The 22,600-nt window shown below is 67.9% G+C and carries 20 protein-coding genes; 9 read left to right on the forward strand and 11 right to left on the reverse strand.

Annotated features, from left to right (window positions below; all coding sequences use genetic code 11):
- Positions 1 to 200: phosphoglycerate kinase (gene pgk, locus PHQ87_RS02980; RefSeq protein ID WP_300231060.1), on the forward strand; the 200-nt coding region annotated here is incomplete at its 5' end.
- A gap of 24 nt (positions 201 to 224) precedes the next feature.
- On the opposite strand, the gene PHQ87_RS02985 is transcribed toward pgk, so the two are convergent.
- A complete protein-coding gene (locus tag PHQ87_RS02985; RefSeq protein ID WP_300231063.1) occupies positions 225 to 632 on the reverse strand; it encodes a YbaN family protein in 408 nt (135 codons plus the stop codon).
- 14 nt (positions 633 to 646) lie between these two features.
- On the reverse strand, positions 647 to 1,783 hold the full coding sequence (locus PHQ87_RS02990) for an alkene reductase (RefSeq protein ID WP_300231065.1): 1,137 nt from the start codon (positions 1,781 to 1,783) through the stop codon (positions 647 to 649).
- A 159-nt stretch (positions 1,784 to 1,942) separates the two neighbouring features.
- On the opposite strand from PHQ87_RS02990, the gene PHQ87_RS02995 reads away from it, so the two are divergent.
- The 7 genes from PHQ87_RS02995 (at position 1,943) to PHQ87_RS03025 (ending at position 12,691) form a co-directional block, all read left to right on the forward strand.
- Positions 1,943 to 2,956, forward strand: a complete 1,014-nt coding sequence (locus PHQ87_RS02995) for an LLM class flavin-dependent oxidoreductase (protein WP_300231068.1) — start codon at positions 1,943 to 1,945, stop codon at positions 2,954 to 2,956.
- A gap of 296 nt (positions 2,957 to 3,252) precedes the next feature.
- Positions 3,253 to 6,318, forward strand: a complete 3,066-nt coding sequence (gene fdnG / locus PHQ87_RS03000) for a formate dehydrogenase-N subunit alpha (protein ID WP_300231070.1) — start codon at positions 3,253 to 3,255, stop codon at positions 6,316 to 6,318.
- A 10-nt stretch (positions 6,319 to 6,328) separates the two neighbouring features.
- A complete protein-coding gene (gene fdxH / locus PHQ87_RS03005; protein ID WP_300231073.1) occupies positions 6,329 to 7,258 on the forward strand; it encodes a formate dehydrogenase subunit beta in 930 nt (309 codons plus the stop codon).
- Positions 7,255 to 7,881, forward strand: coding sequence for a formate dehydrogenase subunit gamma (locus tag PHQ87_RS03010; protein WP_300231075.1), 627 nt, complete (start codon positions 7,255 to 7,257; stop codon positions 7,879 to 7,881). Before fdxH ends, PHQ87_RS03010 begins: the two co-directional genes overlap by 4 nt.
- A 2-nt stretch (positions 7,882 to 7,883) precedes the next feature.
- Positions 7,884 to 8,822: a formate dehydrogenase accessory protein FdhE gene (gene fdhE / locus PHQ87_RS03015; RefSeq protein WP_300231077.1), complete on the forward strand. Its 939-nt coding sequence runs from the start codon at positions 7,884 to 7,886 to the stop codon at positions 8,820 to 8,822.
- 123 nt (positions 8,823 to 8,945) lie between these two features.
- Entirely contained in the window at positions 8,946 to 10,205 is a 1,260-nt protein-coding gene (locus tag PHQ87_RS03020; RefSeq protein WP_300231080.1) for a nitronate monooxygenase family protein, read from the forward strand.
- A 47-nt stretch (positions 10,206 to 10,252) separates the two neighbouring features.
- Entirely contained in the window at positions 10,253 to 12,691 is a 2,439-nt protein-coding gene (locus PHQ87_RS03025) for an adenosylcobalamin-dependent ribonucleoside-diphosphate reductase (RefSeq protein WP_300231082.1), read from the forward strand.
- Between the two features lie 80 nt (positions 12,692 to 12,771).
- Here PHQ87_RS03025 and PHQ87_RS03030 read toward each other — a convergent pair whose 3' ends face one another.
- The 7 genes from PHQ87_RS03030 to PHQ87_RS03060 all read right to left on the reverse strand — a co-directional run bounded on the left by PHQ87_RS03030 (position 12,772) and on the right by PHQ87_RS03060 (position 20,315).
- Positions 12,772 to 13,563, reverse strand: a complete 792-nt coding sequence (locus PHQ87_RS03030; RefSeq protein ID WP_300231084.1) for an enoyl-CoA hydratase-related protein — start codon at positions 13,561 to 13,563, stop codon at positions 12,772 to 12,774.
- Positions 13,564 to 13,590: 27 nt separating this feature from the next.
- Positions 13,591 to 15,414 carry an AMP-binding protein gene (locus PHQ87_RS03035; protein ID WP_300231086.1) on the reverse strand — a complete coding sequence of 608 codons (1,824 nt, stop codon included), beginning with the start codon at positions 15,412 to 15,414 and terminating at the stop codon, positions 13,591 to 13,593.
- Between the two features lie 5 nt (positions 15,415 to 15,419).
- Positions 15,420 to 16,241, reverse strand: a complete 822-nt coding sequence (locus PHQ87_RS03040) for an ABC transporter ATP-binding protein (RefSeq protein WP_300231088.1) — start codon at positions 16,239 to 16,241, stop codon at positions 15,420 to 15,422.
- Between the two features lie 68 nt (positions 16,242 to 16,309).
- The gene (locus PHQ87_RS03045) at positions 16,310 to 17,500 is read right to left on the reverse strand and encodes an ABC transporter substrate-binding protein (protein ID WP_300231090.1); all 1,191 of its coding nucleotides are present in this window, start codon (positions 17,498 to 17,500) and stop codon (positions 16,310 to 16,312) included.
- Positions 17,501 to 17,531: 31 nt separating this feature from the next.
- A complete protein-coding gene (locus PHQ87_RS03050; RefSeq protein WP_300231092.1) occupies positions 17,532 to 18,569 on the reverse strand; it encodes a branched-chain amino acid ABC transporter permease in 1,038 nt (345 codons plus the stop codon).
- Between the two features lie 13 nt (positions 18,570 to 18,582).
- Positions 18,583 to 19,461 (reverse strand): branched-chain amino acid ABC transporter permease, encoded by an 879-nt coding sequence (locus PHQ87_RS03055; protein ID WP_300231094.1) that lies wholly within the window; start codon positions 19,459 to 19,461, stop codon positions 18,583 to 18,585.
- Positions 19,461 to 20,315 carry an ABC transporter ATP-binding protein gene (locus PHQ87_RS03060; RefSeq protein WP_300231096.1) on the reverse strand — a complete coding sequence of 285 codons (855 nt, stop codon included), beginning with the start codon at positions 20,313 to 20,315 and terminating at the stop codon, positions 19,461 to 19,463. The genes PHQ87_RS03055 and PHQ87_RS03060 overlap by 1 nt, the downstream gene beginning before the upstream one ends.
- Positions 20,316 to 20,442: 127 nt before the next feature.
- On the opposite strand from PHQ87_RS03060, the gene PHQ87_RS03065 reads away from it, so the two are divergent.
- The gene (locus tag PHQ87_RS03065; protein WP_300231098.1) at positions 20,443 to 21,138 is read left to right on the forward strand and encodes a TetR/AcrR family transcriptional regulator; all 696 of its coding nucleotides are present in this window, start codon (positions 20,443 to 20,445) and stop codon (positions 21,136 to 21,138) included.
- A gap of 87 nt (positions 21,139 to 21,225) precedes the next feature.
- Here PHQ87_RS03065 and maiA read toward each other — a convergent pair whose 3' ends face one another.
- Entirely contained in the window at positions 21,226 to 21,864 is a 639-nt protein-coding gene (gene maiA, locus PHQ87_RS03070) for a maleylacetoacetate isomerase (protein WP_300231122.1), read from the reverse strand.
- A 24-nt stretch (positions 21,865 to 21,888) separates the two neighbouring features.
- Positions 21,889 to 22,590, reverse strand: coding sequence for a fumarylacetoacetate hydrolase family protein (locus PHQ87_RS03075; RefSeq protein ID WP_300231100.1), 702 nt, complete (start codon positions 22,588 to 22,590; stop codon positions 21,889 to 21,891).
- Between the last annotated feature and the right edge of the window lie 10 nt (positions 22,591 to 22,600).

Below are 22,600 nucleotides of genomic sequence, written 5' to 3' on the forward strand. Positions count from 1 at the left end.
GCACCGAAACCATCGCCCGCGCGATCGCCGAATCGAGTGCCTTCAGCATCGCCGGCGGTGGCGACACGCTGGCCGCGATCGCCAAGTACGGCATCGAGAAGGACGTCGGCTACATCTCCACCGGCGGTGGCGCCTTCCTGGAGGTGCTGGAAGGCAAGACGCTGCCGGCGTTCGAGGTGCTGGCGCGGCGCGCGGGGTGAGCGGGCGGGCGCTGGCCCGGGGCATCAGGGGCGGCGTGTCGGGATCCTGAGCACCACCCAGGTACCGATCGCGGCCAGCACGGCCAGCGTGATCTGGGCCAGGACGCGCCCGCGGAAGGTCCAGATCGAGAAGCCCACCATCACCAGCATCGAGCCGACGGCGATGGCCTTGGTGCGCCGGGTCAGGCTGCGCGTGGCTTCCCAGTCGCGCAGCAGAGGGCCGGTGAGGCGGTGGCCGAGCAGCCGGGCATGCAGGCGCGGTGAGGCCTTGGCCCAGCAGGCGGCTGCCAGCAGGATGAAGGGCGTGGTGGGCAGACCCGGCAGCACCACACCGATCAGGCCCAGCGCCAGCGAGACGCCGCCGGCCAGCCACAGCAGGGCGCGCACGACGGGCGAGCGGTGCAGCGTGGGCGGGTGGCGGGCGTCGGGCATGGAGCGGTGCCCGCTCAGGCGGTGGTGCTGATGGCGTCGGTGGCCAGCGTCGGGTAGTCGATGTAGCCTTTTTCGCCGCCACCGTAGAAGCTGCTCTGGTCCCAGGGATTGAGCGGGGCATCGCGGCGCAGTCGCTCGACCAGGTCCGGGTTGGCGATGAAGGCCTTGCCGAAGGCGACGATGTCGGCGCGTCCGCTGGCCACGGCCTCGGCCGCCATGGTGCGGTCGTAGCCGTTGTTGACCATCCAGGCGCCCTGGCCATCGGCCTCGCGGTAGGCCGCCTTGAGCGCGGCATAGTCGAAGGGGCGCTCGGGCAGTTCGCGCGGGCCGCCGGTGGCACCCTCGATGATGTGGACGTAGGCCAGGCCCAGCGCGGCGAGCTGGCGCACCACGTAACCGAACAGGGGCTGCGGGTCGGCATCCACGATGTCGTTGGCCGGCGTCACCGGCGACAGGCGGATACCCACCTTGCCGCCACCCACCGCGTCCACCACCGCGCGCGTGACCTCGAGCAGCAGGCGGGCGCGGTTCTCGATGGCGCCACCGTAGTGGTCGGTGCGCTGGTTGGCGCCGGTCTTGAGGAACTGGTCCAGCAGGTAGCCGTTGGCCGCGTGGATCTCCACGCCGTCGAAGCCCGCGTGGGCCACGGCCTGGCGCGCGGCGTTCGCGTAGTCCTGAACGATGCCGGGCAGCTCCGATGCATCCAGCGCCCGCGGCGTGGAGGTGGGCACGAAGCCGCCCTGGCCGGTGGCGCGGTCGATCAGGTAGGTCTTGGCCCTGGCGGTGATGGCCGAGGGCGCCACGGGTGCGCCGCCGCCGGGTTGCAGTTCGCTGTGCGAGACGCGGCCCACGTGCCACAGTTGCGTGACGATGCAGCCGCCGCGCTCGTGCACGGCCCGGGTCACTGGCCGCCAGCCCTCGATCTGTTCGGGCGCGTACAGGCCCGGCACGTCGGCGTAGCCCTGGCCCTGGTGGCTGATGGCGGTGCCCTCGGTGATGAGCAGGCCGGCGCTGGCGCGCTGCGCGTAGTAGGTGGCGGTGATCGGCTGTGGCACGGCACCGGGCGAGCGGTTGCGTGTCAGGGGTGCCATGGCGATGCGGTTGGCCAGGCGCAGATCGCCGGCCTGGATGGGGTCGAACAGTGTGGGCATGAAGACGTGAAGCGATAGGGCAACAGGGCACGGGGAACGGTGCCAAGCCTACCAAGGCTGCGCGCATCGGACCAGAGGCCGACGGCCGACCCGGAGCCTGGCGTGAGGGCATCCGCCCCATGGGCGCACGGGCCGCCCAGGCAGCGCACAATCGCGCTCATGAACGCCTTGCCCATATCCCTGTCCGATATCCGATTGTCCATGCTGGATCTGGTGGCCGTGCGCGAAGGCGGCACGGTGGCCGATGCGCTGGCCATCGCCCTGCGTACGGCCCAGCATGCGGAGCGGCTGGACTTCGCCCGCTACTGGCTCGCCGAGCACCACAACATGCCCGGCATTGCCAGCTCCGCCACGGCGGTGCTGGTGGGCTACATTGCCGGCGGCACGCGGCACATCCGTGTCGGCTCGGGCGGGGTGATGCTGCCCAACCACGCGCCGCTGGTGGTGGCCGAGGCCTTCGGCACGCTGGCCGAGCTGTACCCGGGCCGCATCGACCTGGGCCTGGGCCGCGCGCCGGGTACCGATCCGCTGACCATGCGCGCGCTGCGCCGCGACCGCGTCGAGACCGAGGAGGACTTTCCGCGCGACGTGGCCGAGCTGCAACGCCTGCTGGGCGACGCGCAGCCGGGTCAGCGTCTGGTGGCCACGCCCGGCGCGGGCACCCACGTGCCGATCTGGCTGCTGGGCTCCAGCCTGTTTTCGGCCCAACTGGCGGCCGAGCGCGGCTTGCCCTATGCGTTCGCCTCGCACTTCGCCCCCCGCTATCTGCTGCAGGCGCTGCACCTGTACCGGCAGAATTTCAAACCATCGGCCACGCTGGCCAAGCCCTACGTCATCGTCGGCGTGCCCCTGATCGCGGCGCCCGACGACGCCGAAGCCGACTACCTGGCCAGCAGCACCTACCAGCGGGTGCTGGGCATTCTTACCGGGCGCCGGGGGCTGTTGCAGGCGCCCATCGATGGCTTCATGGCCGGACTCGATGCGCGTTCGAAGGCCGCGATCGGCGACTTTCTGGCCTGTGCCGTGGTGGGCGGGCCGGCCACGGTGCGCGCCGGTCTGCAGCAACTGGCCGATGCCACGCGGGCCGACGAGTTCATGCTGGTGAGCGATGTGTTCGACCCGACCCTGCGCCTGCGCTCGCTGGACATTGCCGCGGCCGCCATGCGCGGCTGAGCGCCCCGCCTTGCTGCAATGCAGCAATTCTGATAGCAGCGCGCAGGACGGCGGATTGCACATTTCGCACGGGGCGGGTATAACCCGCACTGCCAGCCCGGAGATTCCTGGGGTGCGCGCACAGGCCAGCGCCCCATGTCCATCCGGCTCCATTGGTTTCCTGGCCGCCGCGTGCCGACCCGACAGGTGCCGCATACCGACGCCCCCCCGCAAGGTTTGTCATGAACAGAGGCTCTTCCAGGGGCCCGCACCACGATGAAGCAGCTCACAGACCACCTGTGGCGGGAGGGTCCGTCATGGACATGAACCGCCGCCATTTCTTCCGCGTCAGCGGTGCCGGCCTGGCCGGTTCGAGCCTGGCGCTGATGGGTTTCTCGCCCGCGACCGCGTTGGCCGAAGTGCGCCAGTTCAAGCTGGCCTCGACCACGGTCACGCGCCAGACCTGTACCTACTGCTCGGTCGGTTGCGGCCTCCTGATGTACTCGCTGGGCACCGGCGGCAAGAACGCCAAGTCCTCGGTGATCCACATCGAGGGCGATCCGGACCACCCGGTCAACCGCGGCACGCTGTGCCCCAAGGGTGCGGGCCTGCTCGACTACATCAACAGCCCGAACCGCCTGCTGTACCCCGAGTACCGCGCGCCCGGCTCGAACGAGTGGCAGCGTCTGTCCTGGGACGACGCGCTCACCCGCATCGCCCGGCTGCTCAAGGAAGACCGCGACGCCAACTTCCAGGCCACCACGGCCGATGGCCTCACGGTCAACCGCTGGACTTCCACCGGCATGCTCGCCGCCTCCGCATCGAGCAATGAAGCCGGCTACATCACGCACAAAGTGGCCCGCTCCTGGGGCCTGCTCGCATTCGACAACCAGGCACGTGTCTGACACGGCCCGACGGTGGCAGGTCTTGCCCCGACGTTTGGCCGTGGAGCGATGACGAACCATTGGGTCGACATCAAGAATGCGGACGTTGTTTTGATCATGGGCGGCAATGCCGCCGAAGCGCACCCCTGCGGGTTCAAGTGGGTGACCGAAGCGAAGGCGCACAACAAGGCGCACTTCATGGTGGTCGATCCGCGCTTCAACCGCTCGGCGGCGGTGGCGGATTTCTACGCCCCCCTGCGCTCGGGCTCGGACATCGTCTTCCTGGGCGGGATCATCAACTACCTGCTGAGCAACGACAAGATCCACCACGAGTACGTGCACAACTACACGGACTTCAGCTTCATCGTGCGCGATGACTACGAGTTCGTGGACGGCATCTTCTCGGGTTACAACGAGCAGGCGCGTACCTACGACAAGCGGACCTGGGACTACGAACTGGGCGAGGACGGCTACGTCAGGACGGACCCGACGCTGCAGCACCCGCGTTGTGTCTACCAGCTGATGAAGCAGCACTACGCGTCGTACACGCCCGAGAAGGTCGAGAGCGTCTGCGGCACGCCGAAGGAGAAGTTCCTGCACGTGGCCGAGATGTTCGCGTCCACGGCGGTGCCGGGCCGTGCCGCGACCATCATGTACGCCCTGGGCTGGACCCAGCACTCCACCGGTGCGCAGATCCTGCGCTGTGCCGCCATGGTGCAACTGCTGTGCGGCAACATCGGCGTGGCCGGTGGTGGCATGAACGCGTTGCGCGGGCACTCCAACATCCAGGGGTTGACCGACCTCGGGCTGTTGTCGGCCAGCCTGCCGGGCTACCTGTCGCTGCCGGGCGAGAAGGAGCAGGACTACCAGCAGTACATCGCCTCGCGCACGCAAAAGCCCTTGCGTGCCAACCAGATGAGCTACTGGCAGAACTATCCCAAGTTCCATGTCAGCCTGATGAAGTCCTGGTTCGGCGCCGCTGCCACGGCCGAGAACAACTGGGCTTTCGACTACCTGCCCAAGCTGGACAAGCAGTACGACATGCTGCAGATCTTCCAGCTCATGCACGAGGGCAAGGTCAACGGCTACATCGCGCAGGGCTTCAACCCGATCGCGGCGCTGTCGGACAGCAACCGGCTGCGCCAGGGGCTGGCCAAACTCAAGTTCCTGGTCGTGATGGACCCGCTGGCCACCGAGACGTCGGAGTTCTGGAAGAACCACGGCGAGTACAACGATGTGGACACGGCCTCGATCCAGACCGAGGTGTTCCGCCTGCCCACCACCTGCTTCGCCGAGGAAGAGGGCGCGGTGGTCAGCTCCAGCCGCGTGCTGCAGTGGCACTGGAAGGCGGCCGAGCCCCCGGGCGAGGCCAGGACCGACATCGCCATCATGGCCGGCCTGCACGCGCACCTGAAGGCGCTGTACGCCAAGGACGGCGGGGCTTTCCCCGACCCGATCCTGAACCTCGACTGGCGCTACGCCGATCCGGCGCACCCCAGCGCCGAGGAGCTGGCCAAGGAGTACAACGGCAAGGCGCTGGTCGATCTGCTCGACCCGAAAGACCCGACCAAGGTGTTGCGCCCCGCGGGCCAGCAGGTCTCGGGCTTCGGCGAGTTGCGCGACGACGGTTCCACGGCCTGCGGCTGCTGGATCTACGCCGGCGCCTGGACGCAGGCGGGCAACCAGATGGCGCGGCGCGACAACAGCGACCCGACAGGCATCGGCAACACGCTGAACTGGGCCTGGGCCTGGCCGGCCAACCGGCGCGTGCTCTACAACCGCGCCTCGGCCGACCTGCAGGGCAAGCCCTTCAACCCGCGCCGCAAGCTGGTCGAGTGGAACGGCAAGAGCTGGGGCGGAGCCGATGTGCCCGACTTCGGTGCCGCGCTGGCACCCGAGACGGGGGCCGGTCCGTTCATCATGAACCCCGAAGGGGTGGCGCGCTTCTTCGCGCGCCGGGCGATGAACGAGGGGCCGTTCCCCACCCACTACGAGCCGTTCGACACGCCGCTGGGCTACAACCCGATGTACCCGGACAACGCCAAGGCCACGTCCTCGCCGGCCGCGCGCGTGTTCGCCAACATCTGGGAGACCTTCGGCAAGGCGGACGAATTCCCGCATGTGGGCACGACCTACCGCCTGACCGAGCACTTCCACTACTGGACCAAGCACGCCCTGGTCAATGCCATCACCCAGCCCGAGCAATTCGTCGAGATCGGCGAGGCGCTGGCCGAGCAGCTCGGCATCAAGGCGGGTGACCGCGTCCAGGTCAGCTCCAAGCGCGGCTACATCAAGGCCGTGGCCGTGGTGACCAAGCGCATGAAGGCCATGAAGATCGAGGGACGCGACATCCACCATGTCGGCATTCCGATCCACTGGGGCTTCAAGGGCGTGACCAAGCCCGGGTTCCTGGCGAACACGCTGACGCCCTTTGTGGGCGACGGCAACACCAACACACCGGAATTCAAGACCTTCCTCGTGAAGGTCGAGAAAATCTAGGAGGCGCCGGATGTCACTGCAATCCCTTGATATCAAGCGCTTGTCGGCCACCACCACGCCGGCACCCCAGGCGCGCACCCCGCAGTCGGGCGAGGTGGCCAAGCTGATCGATGTCTCCAAATGCATCGGCTGCAAGGCCTGCCAGACCGCCTGCATGGAATGGAACGACCTGCGCCAGGAACCGGGCCACAACGTGGGGGTCTACGACAACCCGGCCGACCTGACCGAGAACGCGTGGACGGTGATGAAGTTCACCGAATACGAGAACGAGGCCAGCGGCAACCTGGAGTGGCTGATCCGCAAGGACGGCTGCATGCACTGCGAGGACCCGGGCTGCCTGAAGGCCTGCCCCTCGCCGGGCGCGATCGTGCAATACACCAACGGCATCGTGGATTTCCACGAGGAGCATTGCATCGGTTGCGGCTACTGCATCACCGGCTGCCCGTTCAACGTGCCGCGCATCTCCAAGCAGGACCACAAGGCCTACAAGTGCACCCTGTGCTCGGACCGCGTCGCGGTCGGGCGCGAGCCGGCCTGCGTGACCACCTGCCCCACGGGTGCCATCGTGTTCGGCACCAAGCAGGCGATGAAGGACCACGCCGAGACGCGCATCGCCGACCTGAAGGAGCGCGGTTTCGAGAAGGCGGGCCTGTACGACCCGGCCGGCGTGGGTGGCACCCACGTGATGTACGTGCTGCACCACGCCGACCAGCCCTCGCTGTACGCGGACCTGCCCGACGAGCCGAAGATCAGCTCGATGGTCAGTCTGTGGAAAGGCATGGCCAAGCCGCTGGCGATGGCCGCGCTGGGTGTGGCTGCGCTGGGCAGCCTGTTCCATTTCATCACCAAGGGGCCGAACGAGGTGGCCAAGGAACTGGAGGATGAAATGGACCGCAAGGACCGCGAGGCCGATGCCGCCGAGAAGGAGAGCCAGCCATGATACGCAATCCACGCGACCTGCAGCGCTACACGGCCGGCGAGCGCGCCAACCACTGGATCGTGGGCATCTGCTTCATCCTGCTGGCGCTCTCGGGCCTGGCGTTCTTCCATCCGGCCTTCTTCCCGCTCACGATGCTGTTCGGCGGCGGCACCTGGACGCGCATCCTGCATCCCTACATCGGGGTGGTGATGGCCGTGTTCTTCCTGCTCATGGTGGTCCGCTTCGCCGCGCTCAACCTGATCGAGTCGCGCGACATCGAGTGGCTCAGGAACGTGAACAAGATGGTCGATGGCAACGACCACGACATGCCCGAGCAGGGCAAGTACAACGGTGGCCAGAAGGTCCTGTTCTGGGGGCTGGTGCTGGGCATGGTGCTGCTGCTGGCGTCCGGCGTGCTCATGTGGCGCGCCTGGCTGAACCTGCCGGTCGATGTGGTGCGCATCGCCTCGGTGGTGCATGCGGCAGCGGCCGTGTGGATGATCGGCCTGATCATCCTGCACGTCTACGCGGCCATCTGGACCCGTGGCACCATCCGCGCCATGATGTACGGTACCGTGACCAGGGCCTGGGCCAAACAGCACCACCGCGGCTGGTACCGCAAGATGACCGGGGACAACAACTGACCGTGCCACAACGCATTCTCCAACCGGGCGAAATCGAGGCCCTTGACCGCACCAGCCTGCCCCGGGTCCGGCTGCCGCAGCCGTCCAGCCTGTTTGCCGACCGCGCCGCGCGGCTGGTGCAACTGGCCGATGGCCATCCCATCGGCGACTATCTGCGCTTTCTGGCCGGTCTGGCCAGGGCGCAGCACAAGGCCGCCGCCACGGTCCTGACGGCGCCGATCGATGCCGACACCGTCCGGCGTGCCAACGCGCATGGCATGCCCCTGGTGCAGGCGGCCAGCCAGATCGACCCGGCGTGGCAGGGCGTGCTCGATGGCCTGCTGGATGCGGTGCAGGCCGATGCCGGGCTGCCGGCGGCACTGCTGCCGGTGCTGGAACGCCTGCGCACGCTGACACCCGAGGCGCGTGACCAACTGGCCCGGCGCGTGCTGGCGGGCCTGCTGAACGAGCCCGATGACCTGGCGGCGGCGCCCATCGTCGTGGCTGCGCTGCAGGTGGTGTTCGCCGACCAGGCCAGCCACCTCAACGAGGCCGAAGTCCCGTATGCCGAGCCGGCCACGGTCTGCCCGGTGTGCGGCACACCCCCGGTGGTGAGCGTGCTGCGCATCGGCGGACGCGAGGCCGGTCTGCGCTACCTGCACTGCGGCACCTGCTGCACCGAGTGGCACATGGTGCGCGTCAAATGCAGCCATTGCGAGTCGACCCAGAACGTGCGCTACCAGAGCGTGCAGGATGGCGGCGACGTGGTCGTGGCCGAGACCTGCGGCACCTGCCACACCTATCGCAAGCTGGTCAACCAGGAAAAAGACCCGCTGGCCGAGCCGCTGGCCGACGATCTGGCGTCGCTGATGCTGGACCTGCTGATGGGCGAAACGGACTTCGCGCGGGCCACCATGAACCCCTGGTTGCCGATGTCCGAGGTGGCGGCGCCATCACCCTGACCGGTGTAGGGGCATCGGTTCGGGGCTTGATGCAGGACAAGGAGCAGCGGCGGGCCAGCCGGTAAGCTTGCCCTATTTGCCCGGTATTCCTTCTTTTTGGCCGGGTGCTGTGGACCCTGCCGAATGAATGACCAAGCCCTGCGCGTCGCCGACGCATTTCCCCCTCATGACGCCGACCTGAACACCGACCCAGCCCTGCGGCTGGTGCAACTGGCCCGCGAAACAGGTCTGCGCCCCTGGGTACTGCACGGCAAGACGCTGATACCCGTGGTGCAGGGTGGCATGGGGGTGGGGGTGTCGGCCGGCGGGCTGGCCGGTACCGTGGCACGCCACGGGGGCATGGGCACGGTGTCGTCGATCGACCTGCGCCGGTTGCACCCTGACCTGATGGCCGAAACCGCCCCCCTGGAAAAGACGCAGAATGCGCGCGAGCGCATCGATCGGGCCAATTTCATCGCGCTCGACCGGGAAATCCGCCGCGCGCGCGAAATCGCCCAGGGACATGGCCTGATCGCCGTCAACGTGATGAAGGCCCTGTCGGCCTACGAGGACTACGTGCGCCAGGCGCTGGCCAGCGGGGTGGACGCCATCGTGGTCGGCGCCGGCCTGCCGCTGGACCTGCCGGACCTGGCCTGCGACCACCCCGATGTGGCGCTGATTCCCATCCTCTCGGATGCGCGCGGCGTGCAGCTGATCATCCGCAAGTGGGAGAAGAAGGGCCGCCTGCCCGATGCCATCGTCATCGAGCACCCGCGTCTGGCCGGCGGCCACCTGGGCGCGGCCCGCATCGACGACCTGGGCGATCACCGCTTCGACTTCGAGGTGGTCATCCCGCAGGTGCTGGCTTTCCTGCGCGAGGCCGGCATCGAGCGCGAGATCCCGCTGATCGCCGCCGGTGGCATCAGTTCGCACGAGGACATCGAGCGGCTGCAGAACCTGGGTGCCAGCGCGGTACAGATGGGTACCGCGTTCGCCGTGACGCAGGAGTGCGATGCCGACGCGGCATTCAAGCAGGTGCTGGCCGAGGCCCGGCCCGAGGACATCGTGGAGTTCGTGAGCGTAGCAGGTTTGCCGGCGAGGGCGGTGCGGACCCCCTGGTTGGACAAGTATTTGAGGGTGGAATCCAAGCTCAAGGCGGTGGCGCACGTCAAAAGCCGTTGTAATATGGCCTTCGACTGCCTCGCCCGTTGCGGATTGCGCGACGGCAAGGCCGAGATGGGCCAGTTCTGCATTGACCAGCAATTGGGGCATGCACTGGCCGGGGATCAGCGCAAAGGCCTGTTTTTCCGGGGGGCGGGACGTCTGCCCTTTGGCAGCGACATTCGCCCGGTGCGCGATCTCCTGCAATGGCTGCTGGCTGGACACCATCCGGCCGCGGCCTGATCCACCAGAGGCCGGCCACCAGCGCCGGCAACAGCTGAACGTACACCATGAAACGAGATACCGAACTGCGGGCTCAGGACCTGACCCGCACCCAGCCCATCAGCCAGGACGTCCTGGCCGAGAAGTACCTGAAAGGGGACGAAACCGGCATCGAGGACCTGTTCCGGCGCGTGGCGCGGGCGCTGGCCTCGGTCGAGAAGGATGCGCTGCGTGCCGAATGGGAACAGAAGTTCCTGGACAACCTGCATGCCGGCGCCATCGGCGCCGGCCGCATCATGAGCGCGGCGGGCACCGACATCCAGGCCACGCTGATCAACTGTTTCGTGCAGCCGGTGGGCGACTGCATCCAGGGCTTTGATGACGAGGGCTATCCCGGCATCTACGAGGCCCTGCGCGAGGCGGCCGAGACCATGCGCCGCGGTGGCGGCGTGGGCTATGACTTCTCGCGCATCCGGCCCAAGGGCGCCGAGGTGCGCGGCACGCACTCCATGGCCTCGGGCCCGTGCAGCTACATCAACGTGTTCGACCAGAGCTGCTCCACGGTCGAGAGCGCAGGCGCGCGGCGCGGCGCGCAGATGGGCGTGCTGCGCATCGACCACCCGGACGTGCTGGAGTTCATCACCGCCAAGCGCACGCCCGGCCGCTGGAACAACTTCAATGTGTCGGTCGGCGTGCCCGACGCCTTCATGGAGGCGCTGGCGGCCGACCAGCCCTGGGAACTGGTGCACCGCGCCAAGCCCGGAGCCAGGCTGCTCGAGCAGGGCGCCTACCAGCGCGCCGACGGCCAGTGGGTCTACCGCACCGTGGCGGCGCGCGAGCTGTGGGACACGATCATGACCTCGGCCTACGATTTCGCCGAGCCGGGTATCCTGTTCCTGGACCACATCAACCAGGACAACAACCTGCGCTACTGCGAGGGCATCGCCGCGACCAACCCCTGTGGCGAACAGCCGCTGCCGTCCTACGGTTGCTGCGACCTGGGGCCGATCATCCTGACGCGCTTCGTGCGCCATCCGTTCGGCTTTGGCGGCCTGCCCAGTTTCGACTTCGACGCCTTCGAGCAGGTGGTGGCCACCCAGGTGCGGGCACTGGACAACGTGCTGGACCTGACCTTCTGGCCGCTGGAGCAGCAGCGCGCCGAGGCCCACGCCAAGCGCCGCATCGGCGTGGGTTTCACCGGCATGGGCAACACCCTGGCCATGCTGTGCCTGCGCTACGACCGCGAGGAAGGCCGCACGATGGCGGCGCAGATTGCCGAGCGCATGCGCAACGCCGCCTACCGCGCGTCGGTGGAACTGGCCAAGGAAAAGGGCCCCTTCCCCAAATTCGAGGCCAACGGCTATCTGCAGGCCGGCACCTTCGCCAGTCGCCTGCCCAAGGACATCCAGCAGGCGATCCGCAAGCACGGCATCCGCAACAGCCACCTGCTGTCGATCGCACCCACCGGCACCGTGAGCCTGGCCTTTGCCGACAACGCCTCCAACGGCATCGAGCCGCCGTTCTCCTGGACCTACCGGCGCAAGAAGCGCGAGGCCGATGGCTCGACCAGCGAGTACGCGGTGGAAGACCATGCCTGGCGCCTGTACCGCGAACTCGGCGGCGATGCCGACCAGCTGCCCGAGTATTTCGTCAATGCGCTGGCGATGACGGCGGACGAGCACATCGCCATGATGGAGGCGGTGCAGCCCTTCGTGGACACGGCCATCTCCAAGACGGTCAATGTGCCGGCCGAGTACCCCTACGAGGATTTCAAGGGCCTGTACCGGCAGGCCTGGCGTGCCCGGCTCAAGGGCCTGGCCACCTACCGGCCCAACACCATCCTGGGGTCGGTGCTCGACACCGGGGCGCCCGAGGCCAAGGCCAAGGAGGAGGTCGCCGCCCCGCCGGTGGACCCGATGCGCACGGTGATCGAAAGCCGGCCCAAGGGCGCGCTGTCGGCCGTGGCCGACAAGATCGAGTACTGGACGCAGGAAGGCCACAAGACGCTGTACATCATCGTCTCGTTCCTGCCGGTGCCCGCCGCCGACGGCGTGGGCACGGTGGAGCGCGCGATCGAGTTCTTCATGCCGGTGGGCCAGAGCGGCGAGTCGCAGCAGTGGATCACCTCGACCATGCGCATGCTGTCGCTGGCCGCGCGCGGCGGCTTCCTGGGCCGCGCGCTGCGCGACATGCGCAAGGTGGCCTGGGACCGCGGCCCGGTGCGTCTGGGCACCTACGAAAAGGCCGACGGCACGCACGTGCCGATGTGGCACGACTCCGAGGTGGCGGCGATTGCCTTCGCGATCCAGAACATCCTGGCACGCCGTGCCGAGCATGTGGCGAACCACAAGGCGTCTTCGATGACGCCCGCGGCGCCCGAGCTGCCCGGCATGCCGACCGGCGTCATGGCCGGCAAGAAATGCCCGGAATGCGGCGCGCATGCCATGATCCGCAAGGACGGGTGCGATTACTGCACTTCCTGCGGGCACCTGGGGTCTTGCGGCTGACCGGCGCAGGTCCCTCACGGCCAGAAGGCCGGTGCCCTTGAAAGGGCGCCGGCCTTTTTTGTCGTGAAGAGAAGAAGGGATCAGCGTCCCTGGAAGCGTGCCGGCTGCTTGTCCAGGAAGGCGGCGATGCCTGAGGGCAGATCGGCGGTGTGGGCGCAGTCGTTGAAGGCGCTGGCCTCGGCCGCCAGTTGGGCCGCCAGGTCGCGCTGGAAGCCCTCGCGCATCAGGCGCCGCATGTGGCCATGGGCCACCGTGGGACCATCGGCCAGGCGCCGGGCCAGTGCCTGCACGGCGGCTTCCAGCTCGCCGGCCGGCAGCACGCGGTTGATGAGGCCGGTGTGCAGGGCCTCCTGCGCATCGAAGGTCTCACCCAGCAGGGCGATTTCGAGCGCCTTGCGCAGGCCGACCAGCCGTGGCAGGAACCATGAGGCGCCGACATCGCACGAGGTGCCGAGGTTGATGTAGGCCAGGTTGAAGCGCGTGCCTTCGGCCGCCAGCACGAAATCGGCGTGCAGCATCAGGCTCAGGCCACCGCCGGCGGCCGCACCGTGCACCTGCGCGATCACGGGGGCGTTGAGCCCGTGCATGAGCAGCATGGCCTCGTTCAGCGGCGTGAGCAGGTCCGCCGCCCCCCGCGCCGGGTCGGCGCGCAGCGTGGGCAGGTCGCCGCCGGCGACGAAGGCCTTGCCGGCGCCACGCATCACCACGGCACGCACCGACGCGTCGTCCGAGAGCGCGCGCATGGCCGCGAGGAAGGCCTGGGCCATCGGCACATCGATCGCGTTGAGCGCGGCGGGCCGGTTGAAGGTCAGCGTGGCGATAGCCCCTTCGCGGGTGAGCAGCAGGGGAGAGGCGTCGGACAGGTCGGACATGGGGCAGGGTCTCGGGTGAGAGAAGGGTCAGGCGTACAGGGCCTCGATCTCGGTCGCATAGGTCTGGTAGATGCTGGCACGGCGCACTTTCATGGTGGCGGTGACCTCGCCGTCGTCGTGGTCCAGCTCCTTGGTCAGCAGGTGGAAGCGCCGGATGTGTGCCACCTGGGCCAGTTGCGCGTTGCCGCGGCCGATCTCGGCCTCGATGAGTTCGCGCACCTGCGGGTGCTCGACCAGCGAGCGGAAATGGGTGAACGGGATGCGCTGGGCCTCGGCCCACTTGCCCACCGTCTCGTAGTCGATCTGCACCAGCGCGCCGACGAACTTGCGCCCCTCGGCCACGACGATGCACTCCTTGATGTAGGGGCTGCCCTTCATGGTGTTCTCGATCTCGGAGGGCGTCAGGTTCTTGCCGCCCGCGGTGATCATGATGTCCTTGAGGCGGTCCACGATCTTGATCTGGCCGTCCACTTCGCGCACGACGTCGCCGGTGTGCAGCCAGCCGTCGCGGATGGCCTGCGCCGTGGCCTCGGGGTTCTTGTAATAGCCCACGAACACCATGTCACCCTTGATGAGCAGCTCGCCACCGGGGGCGCCGTCGGCCTGCTCGGCAATGCGGTACTGCACGCCCTGCGTGACCGGGCCGACGGTGCCGATCACCACGTGCTCGCGCTGGTGGCCGGTGATCATGCCGGTGGATTCGGTCAGGCCATAGACCTCGATCAACGGTACGCCCAGGGTGCGGAAAAAGCGCACCACGTCCGGGGGGATGGGGGCGGCGCCGGTCAGTGCCACTTTGGCCTCGCGCAGGCCGATGAAATTCTGCAACGCACGGAAGATGGTCCCGTACGCGAGCGCGAAACGCAGGCGCTCGGCCAGTGTCCAGTCCCGGCGGGGCTTTTCGGCCAGCGGCGCGCAGGCGGCCATGGCGCGCGCGAACAGCCAGCGGCGCACGGGCCCGGTTTCCTGCATCTTGATGCTGATGGCCGCGTGCAGCTTTTCCCAGATGCGCGGCACGCCCAGGAACATGGTGGGCGCGACCTCGCGCAGGTCCTCCTGCACGGTGCGGATCGATTCGCCGAAGTTGACCTGCGAGCCCAGGTAGATGGGGCAGAAGGTGGTGAGCATCTGCTCGGCCACATGGCACAACGGCAGGTAGGACAGGTGCGTGGTCTCGCGCGAGAGGCCCAGGCGGTCCACGATGCCGGGCACCACCGCGCGCATGTTGCGCCACGAGATCATCGCGCCCTTGGGCTTGCCGGTGGAACCCGAGGTGTAGATCATCAGGCCGATGTCGTCCAGCGTCTGCCGCGCAAGCGCTGCATCGATGAGCGCCGCGTTGCCCGACTGCGCGCCCAGGCGCTCAACCTCGTCGAAGGTGGCGATGAGGGCGCGCACCTCGGGCGCGAAGCTGCGCAGGCCCTTGGTCTCGATGACGATGATCTTCTTCAGGCGCGGCAGTTGCGGCAGCGCCTCGAGCACCTTGTCGGTCTGTTCCTGGTCCTCGCAGACCACGATCTCGATGTCGGCGTGACCGACCACATAGGCCACCTCGGGCGAGGGGCTGGTCGGGTACACGCCCACGGTGATCGCGCCGATCAGGCCGGCACCCATCTGCGCCAGCACCCATTCGATGCGGTTCTCCGAGATGATGCCGACGTGCCCGCCGGGCGCCAGGCCCAGCGTTGCCAGACCCTGGCCGAAGTGGCTGGCCCGCTGGTGGTACTGGGCCCAGGTGAAGGGCTTCCAGATGCCGTAGTCCTTCTGGCGGATTGCCACGCGGGCCGCGTCCTGCGCCGCGCGCTGGCGCAGCATCCGGGGCAGGGTCAGTTCGGGGAGGGCTTGCGTCATGGCGGTTACGACAACCAGCGCTTGCGGCGCTTGTAGTGCTTGATGTGCCGGAAACTCTTGGCCTCGCCGCTGCCGCCCATGCCGAGGTAGAACTCGCGCACGTCGGGGTCATTGGCCAGGCGCTCGGCCGTGCCGTCGATGACGATCTTGCCGTTCTCCATGATGTAGCCCTGGTGGGCCACGGCCAGCGCGACGGTGGCGTTCTGCTCGACCAGCAGCATCGAGGTGCCGTGCTCGGCGTTGATGCGCGCGATGATGCCGAAGATGTCTTCGGTGAGCTTGGGCGACAGGCCCAGCGAGGGTTCGTCCAGCAGCATGAGCTGGGGCCGGGCGATGAGCGCGCGGCCGATGGCCAGCATCTGCTGCTCGCCACCGGAGAGGTAGCCTGCCAGGCCCTTGCGACGCTCGTGCAGGCGCGGGAAATAGCTGTAGACCAGATCGAAGTCGGGCGCGCCGGTGCCGCTGCGGCCGGTGAGGGCGTAGGTGGAGGCGATGAGGTTCTCCTCCACCGTCAGGTCCTCGAACACGCGGCGACCCTCCATCACGTGCGACAGGCCCTGGCGCACGAGTTGCTGCGGCGGCACGCCGGCCGTGTCTTGGCCGTTGAACAGCACCGTGCCCGATTCGAGTTCGCCGTTCTCCAGCGAGAGCAGGCCCGAGATCGCCTTGAGCGTGGTGCTCTTGCCCGCGCCGTTGCTGCCCAGCAGCGCCACGATCTGGCCGCGCGGCACGGCCAGCGACAGGCCGCGCAGGGCCTGCACCGCCTTGTTGTAGATGACCTCGATGTTGTTGACCTCGAGGACCTGGCTGCTGAGTGGAGACGGCATGGCGGGTTACCTCGGGCCGCTTCGCGGGCCCCCGTATCGGGAGAAGACGAAGCGGCGCAGGGAGTGCATCAGAGTTTGATCCAGTCGGAGACGGCCACCATCTTCTGCGCCTTCATGTCGGCCCGGTAGACCCGGCCCACCGGGATGGAGTTGCCGCTGATGGTGATGGGCGTGCCGATGATGCCGCCGGTGTCGAAGTCCTTGATGGAGTTCAGGGCGGCCTTGAGGTTCTTGCCGTTGAGCGGCTGGCCGGCGGCCAGCGTGCGTTTGGCCGATTCCAGGAACAGCATGGCCGTCAGGAAGCCCTGCAGGTAGGCCGTGCTCTGGTACTCGGGGCGCATGGCGCGGATCTTCTCCAGCATCGGCGCCTTCTCGGTGTCGTAGTAGTAGCGGAACGGCATCACGCCCATGAAGCCGTCGCCGTCCGGACCCATCTTCATCACCGTGGAGCTGTCCATGGTCCAGAAGGTGCCCATCCACTTGCTGGTCATGCCCTGCTGCTTGCCCTGGGTGATGAACTCGGGGATGGGCGCGAGGATGTAGCCGTGGAAGATGGTGTAGTCGGGCGCGGCGCGGCGCAGCTTGATGACCTCGGTGGACACGTCCACGCTGCCGGCGGGCGTCATGATCTTGACCGGCACCGACAGGCCCAGCTTCTTGGCCAGGGCCTCGCTCTCGTCGATCGGATCGCGGCCGAACTCCGAGTCGGAATAGACGAAGGCCACCTTGGCGCCCGGCTTTTCCTTGGCGATGTGGTTCAGCAGGATGCCGAACATCTCGGTGTAGTCGGGGCCGACCAGGAACTGGTTCGGGTACTTCTTCGGGTCGTTGAGCTCGGTGGCGAACGAGGCACCGGCCATCAGGATGTTGCCGTTGCGCTCCAGCTCGGGGTTGATGGTCTTGGAAAAGCCCGTCGAGTCGCCGTAATAGAGGTTCACCTTGTTCTGGCTGGTGATCTTCTTGAACGCCGCCACCGACACGTCGACCTTGTAGCCGGTGTCCTCGGGCACGTAGCGCACCTTGCGGCCCGCGATGCCGCCGGCGTCGTTGACGATCTTCACATAGTCGGCGATGCCCGCGTTGATGCCCACGCCGGCGAACGCGAACACGCCCGTCATCGGGATGGAGCCGCCGATGACGATTTCCTCGGCGCCCTGCGCCAGCACCGACAGCGGGTGTGTCAGTGCGGCGGCACCGGCCGTGGCGGCGGCGCCCAGCATCAGTTGGCGGCGCCGGATGGAAGTGCTTGTCTTGCCCATGTCTGTCTCCTTGCTTGTGGTGGCGAAATGCTCAGTTGCGGAAGGGCCAAAGGTGGAAGAACCGGCGCGTGCGGCGCCACATTTCTGCGAGCCCCAGCGGCTCGAAGACCAGAAATCCGATGATCAGCGCGCCGAAGACCACCAGGCGCACCGGCGAGAGGAAGACCGTCAGCTCGATGCCGCCGGGCAGCAGGTCGAACACCAGCTTGAGCAGCTCGGGCACCATGGTCATGAACGCGGCACCCAGGATGGAGCCGAGGATGGAGCCCATGCCGCCGACGATGATGGCCGCGAGGAAGAAGATCGACATCGACAGCGGAAAGCTCTCGGGCGTGACGACGCGGAAGAAGTAGGCCCAGAGGCCCCCGGCCACGCCGGCGTAGAACGATGACAGCCCGAAGGACAGCAGCTTGTAGCGCAGCAGCGGGATGCCCAGCACCTCGGCCGAGATGTCGCGGTCGCGGATGGCGATGAAGGCGCGTCCGATGCGGGTACGGAACAGGTTGGCCGCGCCCAGCAGCATCAGCACCATCACCGGCACGATCAGCCAGTACAGGCGGAACGAGGTGTCCAGGTCGATGCCGAACACGCGTGCCGGCTGCATCGAGATGCCCCCGGTGCCCCCCGTGATCGCCAGGTTGGCGAACAGGAAGTGGGCGATGAACGAGGCGGCGATGGTGGCGATGGCCAGGTACAGGCCCTTGACGCGCAGCGAGGGGATGCCCACGATCACGCCGCCGACCATGGCCACGGCGCCGGCGGCCAGCAGGTTGAGCACGAAGGGCGTGTTCCAGTGCGCCTGCACGATGGCCACCGTGTACGCGCCCAGACCCATGAACGCGGCCTGGCCCAGACTCACCAGGCCGGTGTAGCCGGTGAGGATGTTCAGGCCCGTGGCGCTGGCGACGTTGATCGCCACCAGGCAGGCCATGTAGAGCCAGTAGTCGCTGGCCATGAACGGGAACAGCGCCAGCAGCGCGGCCGCGATGGCCAGCCACACCTTCTGCGTGCGCGAATCGAACAGCGCCGCGTCGGCAACGTAGCTTTCCTTGAGGGTTCCGATGCGCATGTGGGGTCAGCCCTTACAGACGTTCGATCTCGTGCGTGCCAAACAGGCCGTAGGGGCGCACCATCAGGATCGCCACCAGCACGAGGAAGGTGGCCAGCAGCTTGTACTCGCCCCCGAGGAAGGCGCCGGCGAGTGCCTCGACCACGCCGATGAGCAGGCCGCCGATGAGGGCGCCGAGCACGCTGTCCAGACCGCCGACGATCACCACCACCAGCACCGACAGGCCGAACACCCCCATGCTCGAGGAGATGCCGCCGATGGAGCCGACGATGATGCCGGAGACGGCCGCGAGCATGGCCGAGGCGACCCAGGCCAGCGAGAACACGCGAGGCACGTTGATGCCGACCGAATAGGCCGCGGCCTGGTCGCTGGCCGTGGCGCGCAGGGCCACGCCGCCGCGCCAGTAGCGGAACAGCAGCAGCACGGCCGCGATGAACAAGGCGGCGACCACCGCGCCCCAGAACACCTTGGGTGCGAGAAAGGCGTCGCCGACCATGATCGGACTGGTCGGCATGAAGTCGGGCAGGCGCCGCTGGTCGGCGCTCCAGAGGATCTCGACCAGCCCCACCAGCACCGAGCCCAGGCCGACGGTGACCATGAACACCGAGATCGGCGGCTCGCCCAGCAGCGGCCGGATCACCGTGCGCTCGATCACCGCGCCCAGCACCCCGCTGGCGAGCACGGCCGCGGGAATCGCCAGCCACAGCGGCAGCGCCCACATGGCGGAGAAGGTGAAGAACAGGTAGGCGCCGGCCATCAGCATCTCGCCGATGGCGATGTTGACCACGCGCGTGGCCTTGTAGACCATGACGAAGGCCAGCGCCGCCAGGGCGTACAGGCCCCCGCTGGCCAGGCCGGTGAGGCTGATCTCGAACAGGTAGGCCCAATCCATCACTGCGCTCCTTGCGGGGTGGCGGCCGCCCGCAGCTTGCGGCGCAGTTCGCCCACGTCGCCCGAGCCCAGATAGGCGCGGTTGACCTCGGGATCGGCCTGCACCACGGCCGGCGTGCCCTGGGCGATGACCTGGCCGAAGTTGAGCACCACCACGTGGTCCGACAAATCCATCACCAGCCCCATGTCGTGCTCGACCATGAGCACCGTCACGCCCCACTCGGCGCGCACGTCGAGGATGAAGCGGGCCATGTCCTCGGTCTCTTCGCGGTTCATGCCGGCCACCGGTTCGTCGAGCATCAGGATCTGCGGCTGCATGGCCAGTGCGCGCGCCATCTCGACGCGCTTTTGCAGGCCGTAGGGCAGTGCCGCGACCGGCGCATGACGGATGTGGTCGATCTCGAGGAAGTCGATGATGCGTTCCTCGATGTCGCGGCGCAGCTCGGCCTCCTCGCGCCGCGCGCGGCCCACGTACAGCAGGGCGTCGAACACGTTGGTCTTCAGGTGCGCATGGCGGCCGAGCTTGATGTTGTCGAGCACCGTCATGCCGCGGAACAGCGCGATGTTCTGGAAGCTGCGCCCCAGGCCCAGCCGGGCGCGGCGCGGCGCCGGCAGGCGCGTGATGTCCTGCCCCTGGAAGCGGATGCTGCCCGCGTTGGGGCGGTAGAAGCCCGAGATCGTGTTGAACAGCGAGGTCTTGCCGGCCCCGTTGGGGCCGATCACGGCCGTGATGGAGCCCGGTTGCACCTCGAACCCCACCCCGCTGAGGGCATGCACACCGCCGAACGAGAGCGTGACACCGTCCACTTGCAGCAGGGGAGCGGGGACCGCAGGGGGCGATTGGGGAATGGTCATGGCGAGGCGGGTTTGTCCGGGTGTCCGTGAACCTACTAATACGTAAAGTGCTTACTGATGAGTAGATTCTGGAAGCCCGCGCCCACCTTGGCATTGGGATTTTCCCGATGCGACACTGATGCCTGCCATGTCCAAGACCCTGCCTGCTTCTCCGTCCGGCCCGTCCGTGTCCGCTCCCGTCTCCGCATCCGCGCCGTCTCCCTGGGCCAGCAGGGCCGACCGACGGCAGCAGCGCGAGGTCAAGCGCCTGGCGGTGCTGTCGGCCGCGGCGCAGTTGTTCAATGAGCGGGGCTTTCATGCGACCTCGCTGGACGACATCGCGGCGCGCCTGAACGTGAGCAAGCCGACGCTGTACTACTACGTCAAGAACAAGGACGAGATCCTGTTGCAGTGCGTGAAAAAGGGCCTGCGCATGACGCTGGAGGGCATCGAGGCTTCACGCGCTGCCGGCGGCAATGCGGTGGACCAGTTGCGTGCCTGCATGCGGGTGTATGCCGACATCGTGATGCAGCCCTTCGGCATGTGCCTGATCCGCGTCGGTGACGAGGAGGTGCCCGAGCCCAGCCGGACCGAGCTGCGGCGCATGAAAAGCGAGATCGACCAGGCATTTCGCCGCCTGGTGGCTCAGGGCGTCGAGGAGGGCGCACTCGAGCCCTGCGACCCGAAGATGACGGCCTTCGTCATCGCCGGCGCGCTGAGCTGGATCGGGCGCTGGTACCAGCCCGGGGGTGGCTGCACGCCCGAGCAGATCATCGAGCAGAGCATCGGTACCCTGCTCGGCGGGGTGCTGAAGCGGCCAGCCCGGGCCAAACGCGGCAGATGAGTCCGCCGCGGGGCACCGCGGAACCGGCTTTGCCAGGCCGCAGGCGCCGGTACCGAGCCGCGTCAGCCGCGCCGCCGGGTGCTCACCTCACTCCGCGTCGGGCTGCTGGCGTGGTGCGGCCTTCTGGAACGCGTCGAGTTCCATGCAGGCCTTCTCGACCTCGGCGATCAGGGGCCAGCGCGTGAGGTCGACCTTGAAGCGGCGCGCGCTTTCGATCTGCGGGATGAGGAACACGTCGGCGATGGTGGGGGCATCGCCATGGCTGAAGCGGCCGCGCCGGGTGTCGGCGGCCAGCAGCGCCTCGTAGGCGTCGAAGCCGGCGCCGATCCAGGTGCCGCACCAGGCGTTGATGGCGTCGGTGTTGGCACCGAAGGTCTGGCGCAGGTAGTCGAGGATGCGCTTGTTGTTGACCGGGTGGATGTCGCAGCCGACGATGGCCGCGAGTGCACGCACCTGGGCGCGCTGCAGCGGGTCGCGCGGCAGCAGCGGCGGTTCGGGGTATTGCTCCTCCAGCCATTCGATGATGGCCGGTGACTGGATCAGCACACCGTGGCCAGTGTCCAGTGCCGGCACGAGCTGCTGCGGGTTGACCGCCTTGAACGTGTCGCCATGGTGCTCGTCCTTGACCAGGTGCACCGGCAGGTACTCGTAGGACAGGCCCTTGAGCTGGAGGGCGATGCGCGTGCGGTGCGAGGTGCCGCTGCGCCAGTAGTTGTAGAGCTTCATCATCGCTGGAAACGGGCAGGGGGTTCAGGCCGGGTCGCCGATGGTCAGGGACACCTGGGCCACGCCGTCGACGCGGCCGGTGATCCGGTCGCCCGTCACCACCGGACCCACGCCCTCGGGCGTGCCGGTGTAGATCAGGTCGCCGGGCTGCAGGTGGTAGAACTGCGACAGGTCCGCAATGATCTCACGGATATTCCAGATCAGCTTGTCGACGTCGGACGATTGCCGGGTCACGCCGTTGACCTCCAGCGCGATCGCCCCCTGGCTGATCACCGTGCCCTCCATCGGCACGATTGCCGAGCAGACCGAACCCTGTTCGATGTCCTTGCCCAGGTCCCAGGGGCGGCCCTTGTCGCGTGCGGCCAGCTGCAGGTCGCGGCGCGTCATGTCCAGGCCGGCGCCATAGCCAAAGATGATCTCGTGGGCGTTGTCGGCGCTGACGCGGAAACCCGCCCGGCCCACGGCCAGCACCAGTTCCATCTCGTAGTGGTAGTTGGCCGTGCCGGGCGGGTAGGCCACGGTGGCGCCGCTGTCGACCAGGGTCTGGGGCGACTTGGTGAAGTAGAACGGGCGCTCGGCCGACTTGTCGACCGGCTTGCCCATTTCGAGCGCGTGCGCGTGGTAATTGCGGCCGACGCAGAAAATGCGGTTGACGGGAAAGCGCTCCGTGCGGCCCCGGATGGGCAGGGACGGAACGGGGGGTGGCGGAAACAGGTATGTGCTCATGCGGGAGGAG

The organism is Hydrogenophaga sp. (assembly GCF_028698005.1).
Taxonomy (GTDB): domain Bacteria; phylum Pseudomonadota; class Gammaproteobacteria; order Burkholderiales; family Burkholderiaceae_C; genus Hydrogenophaga.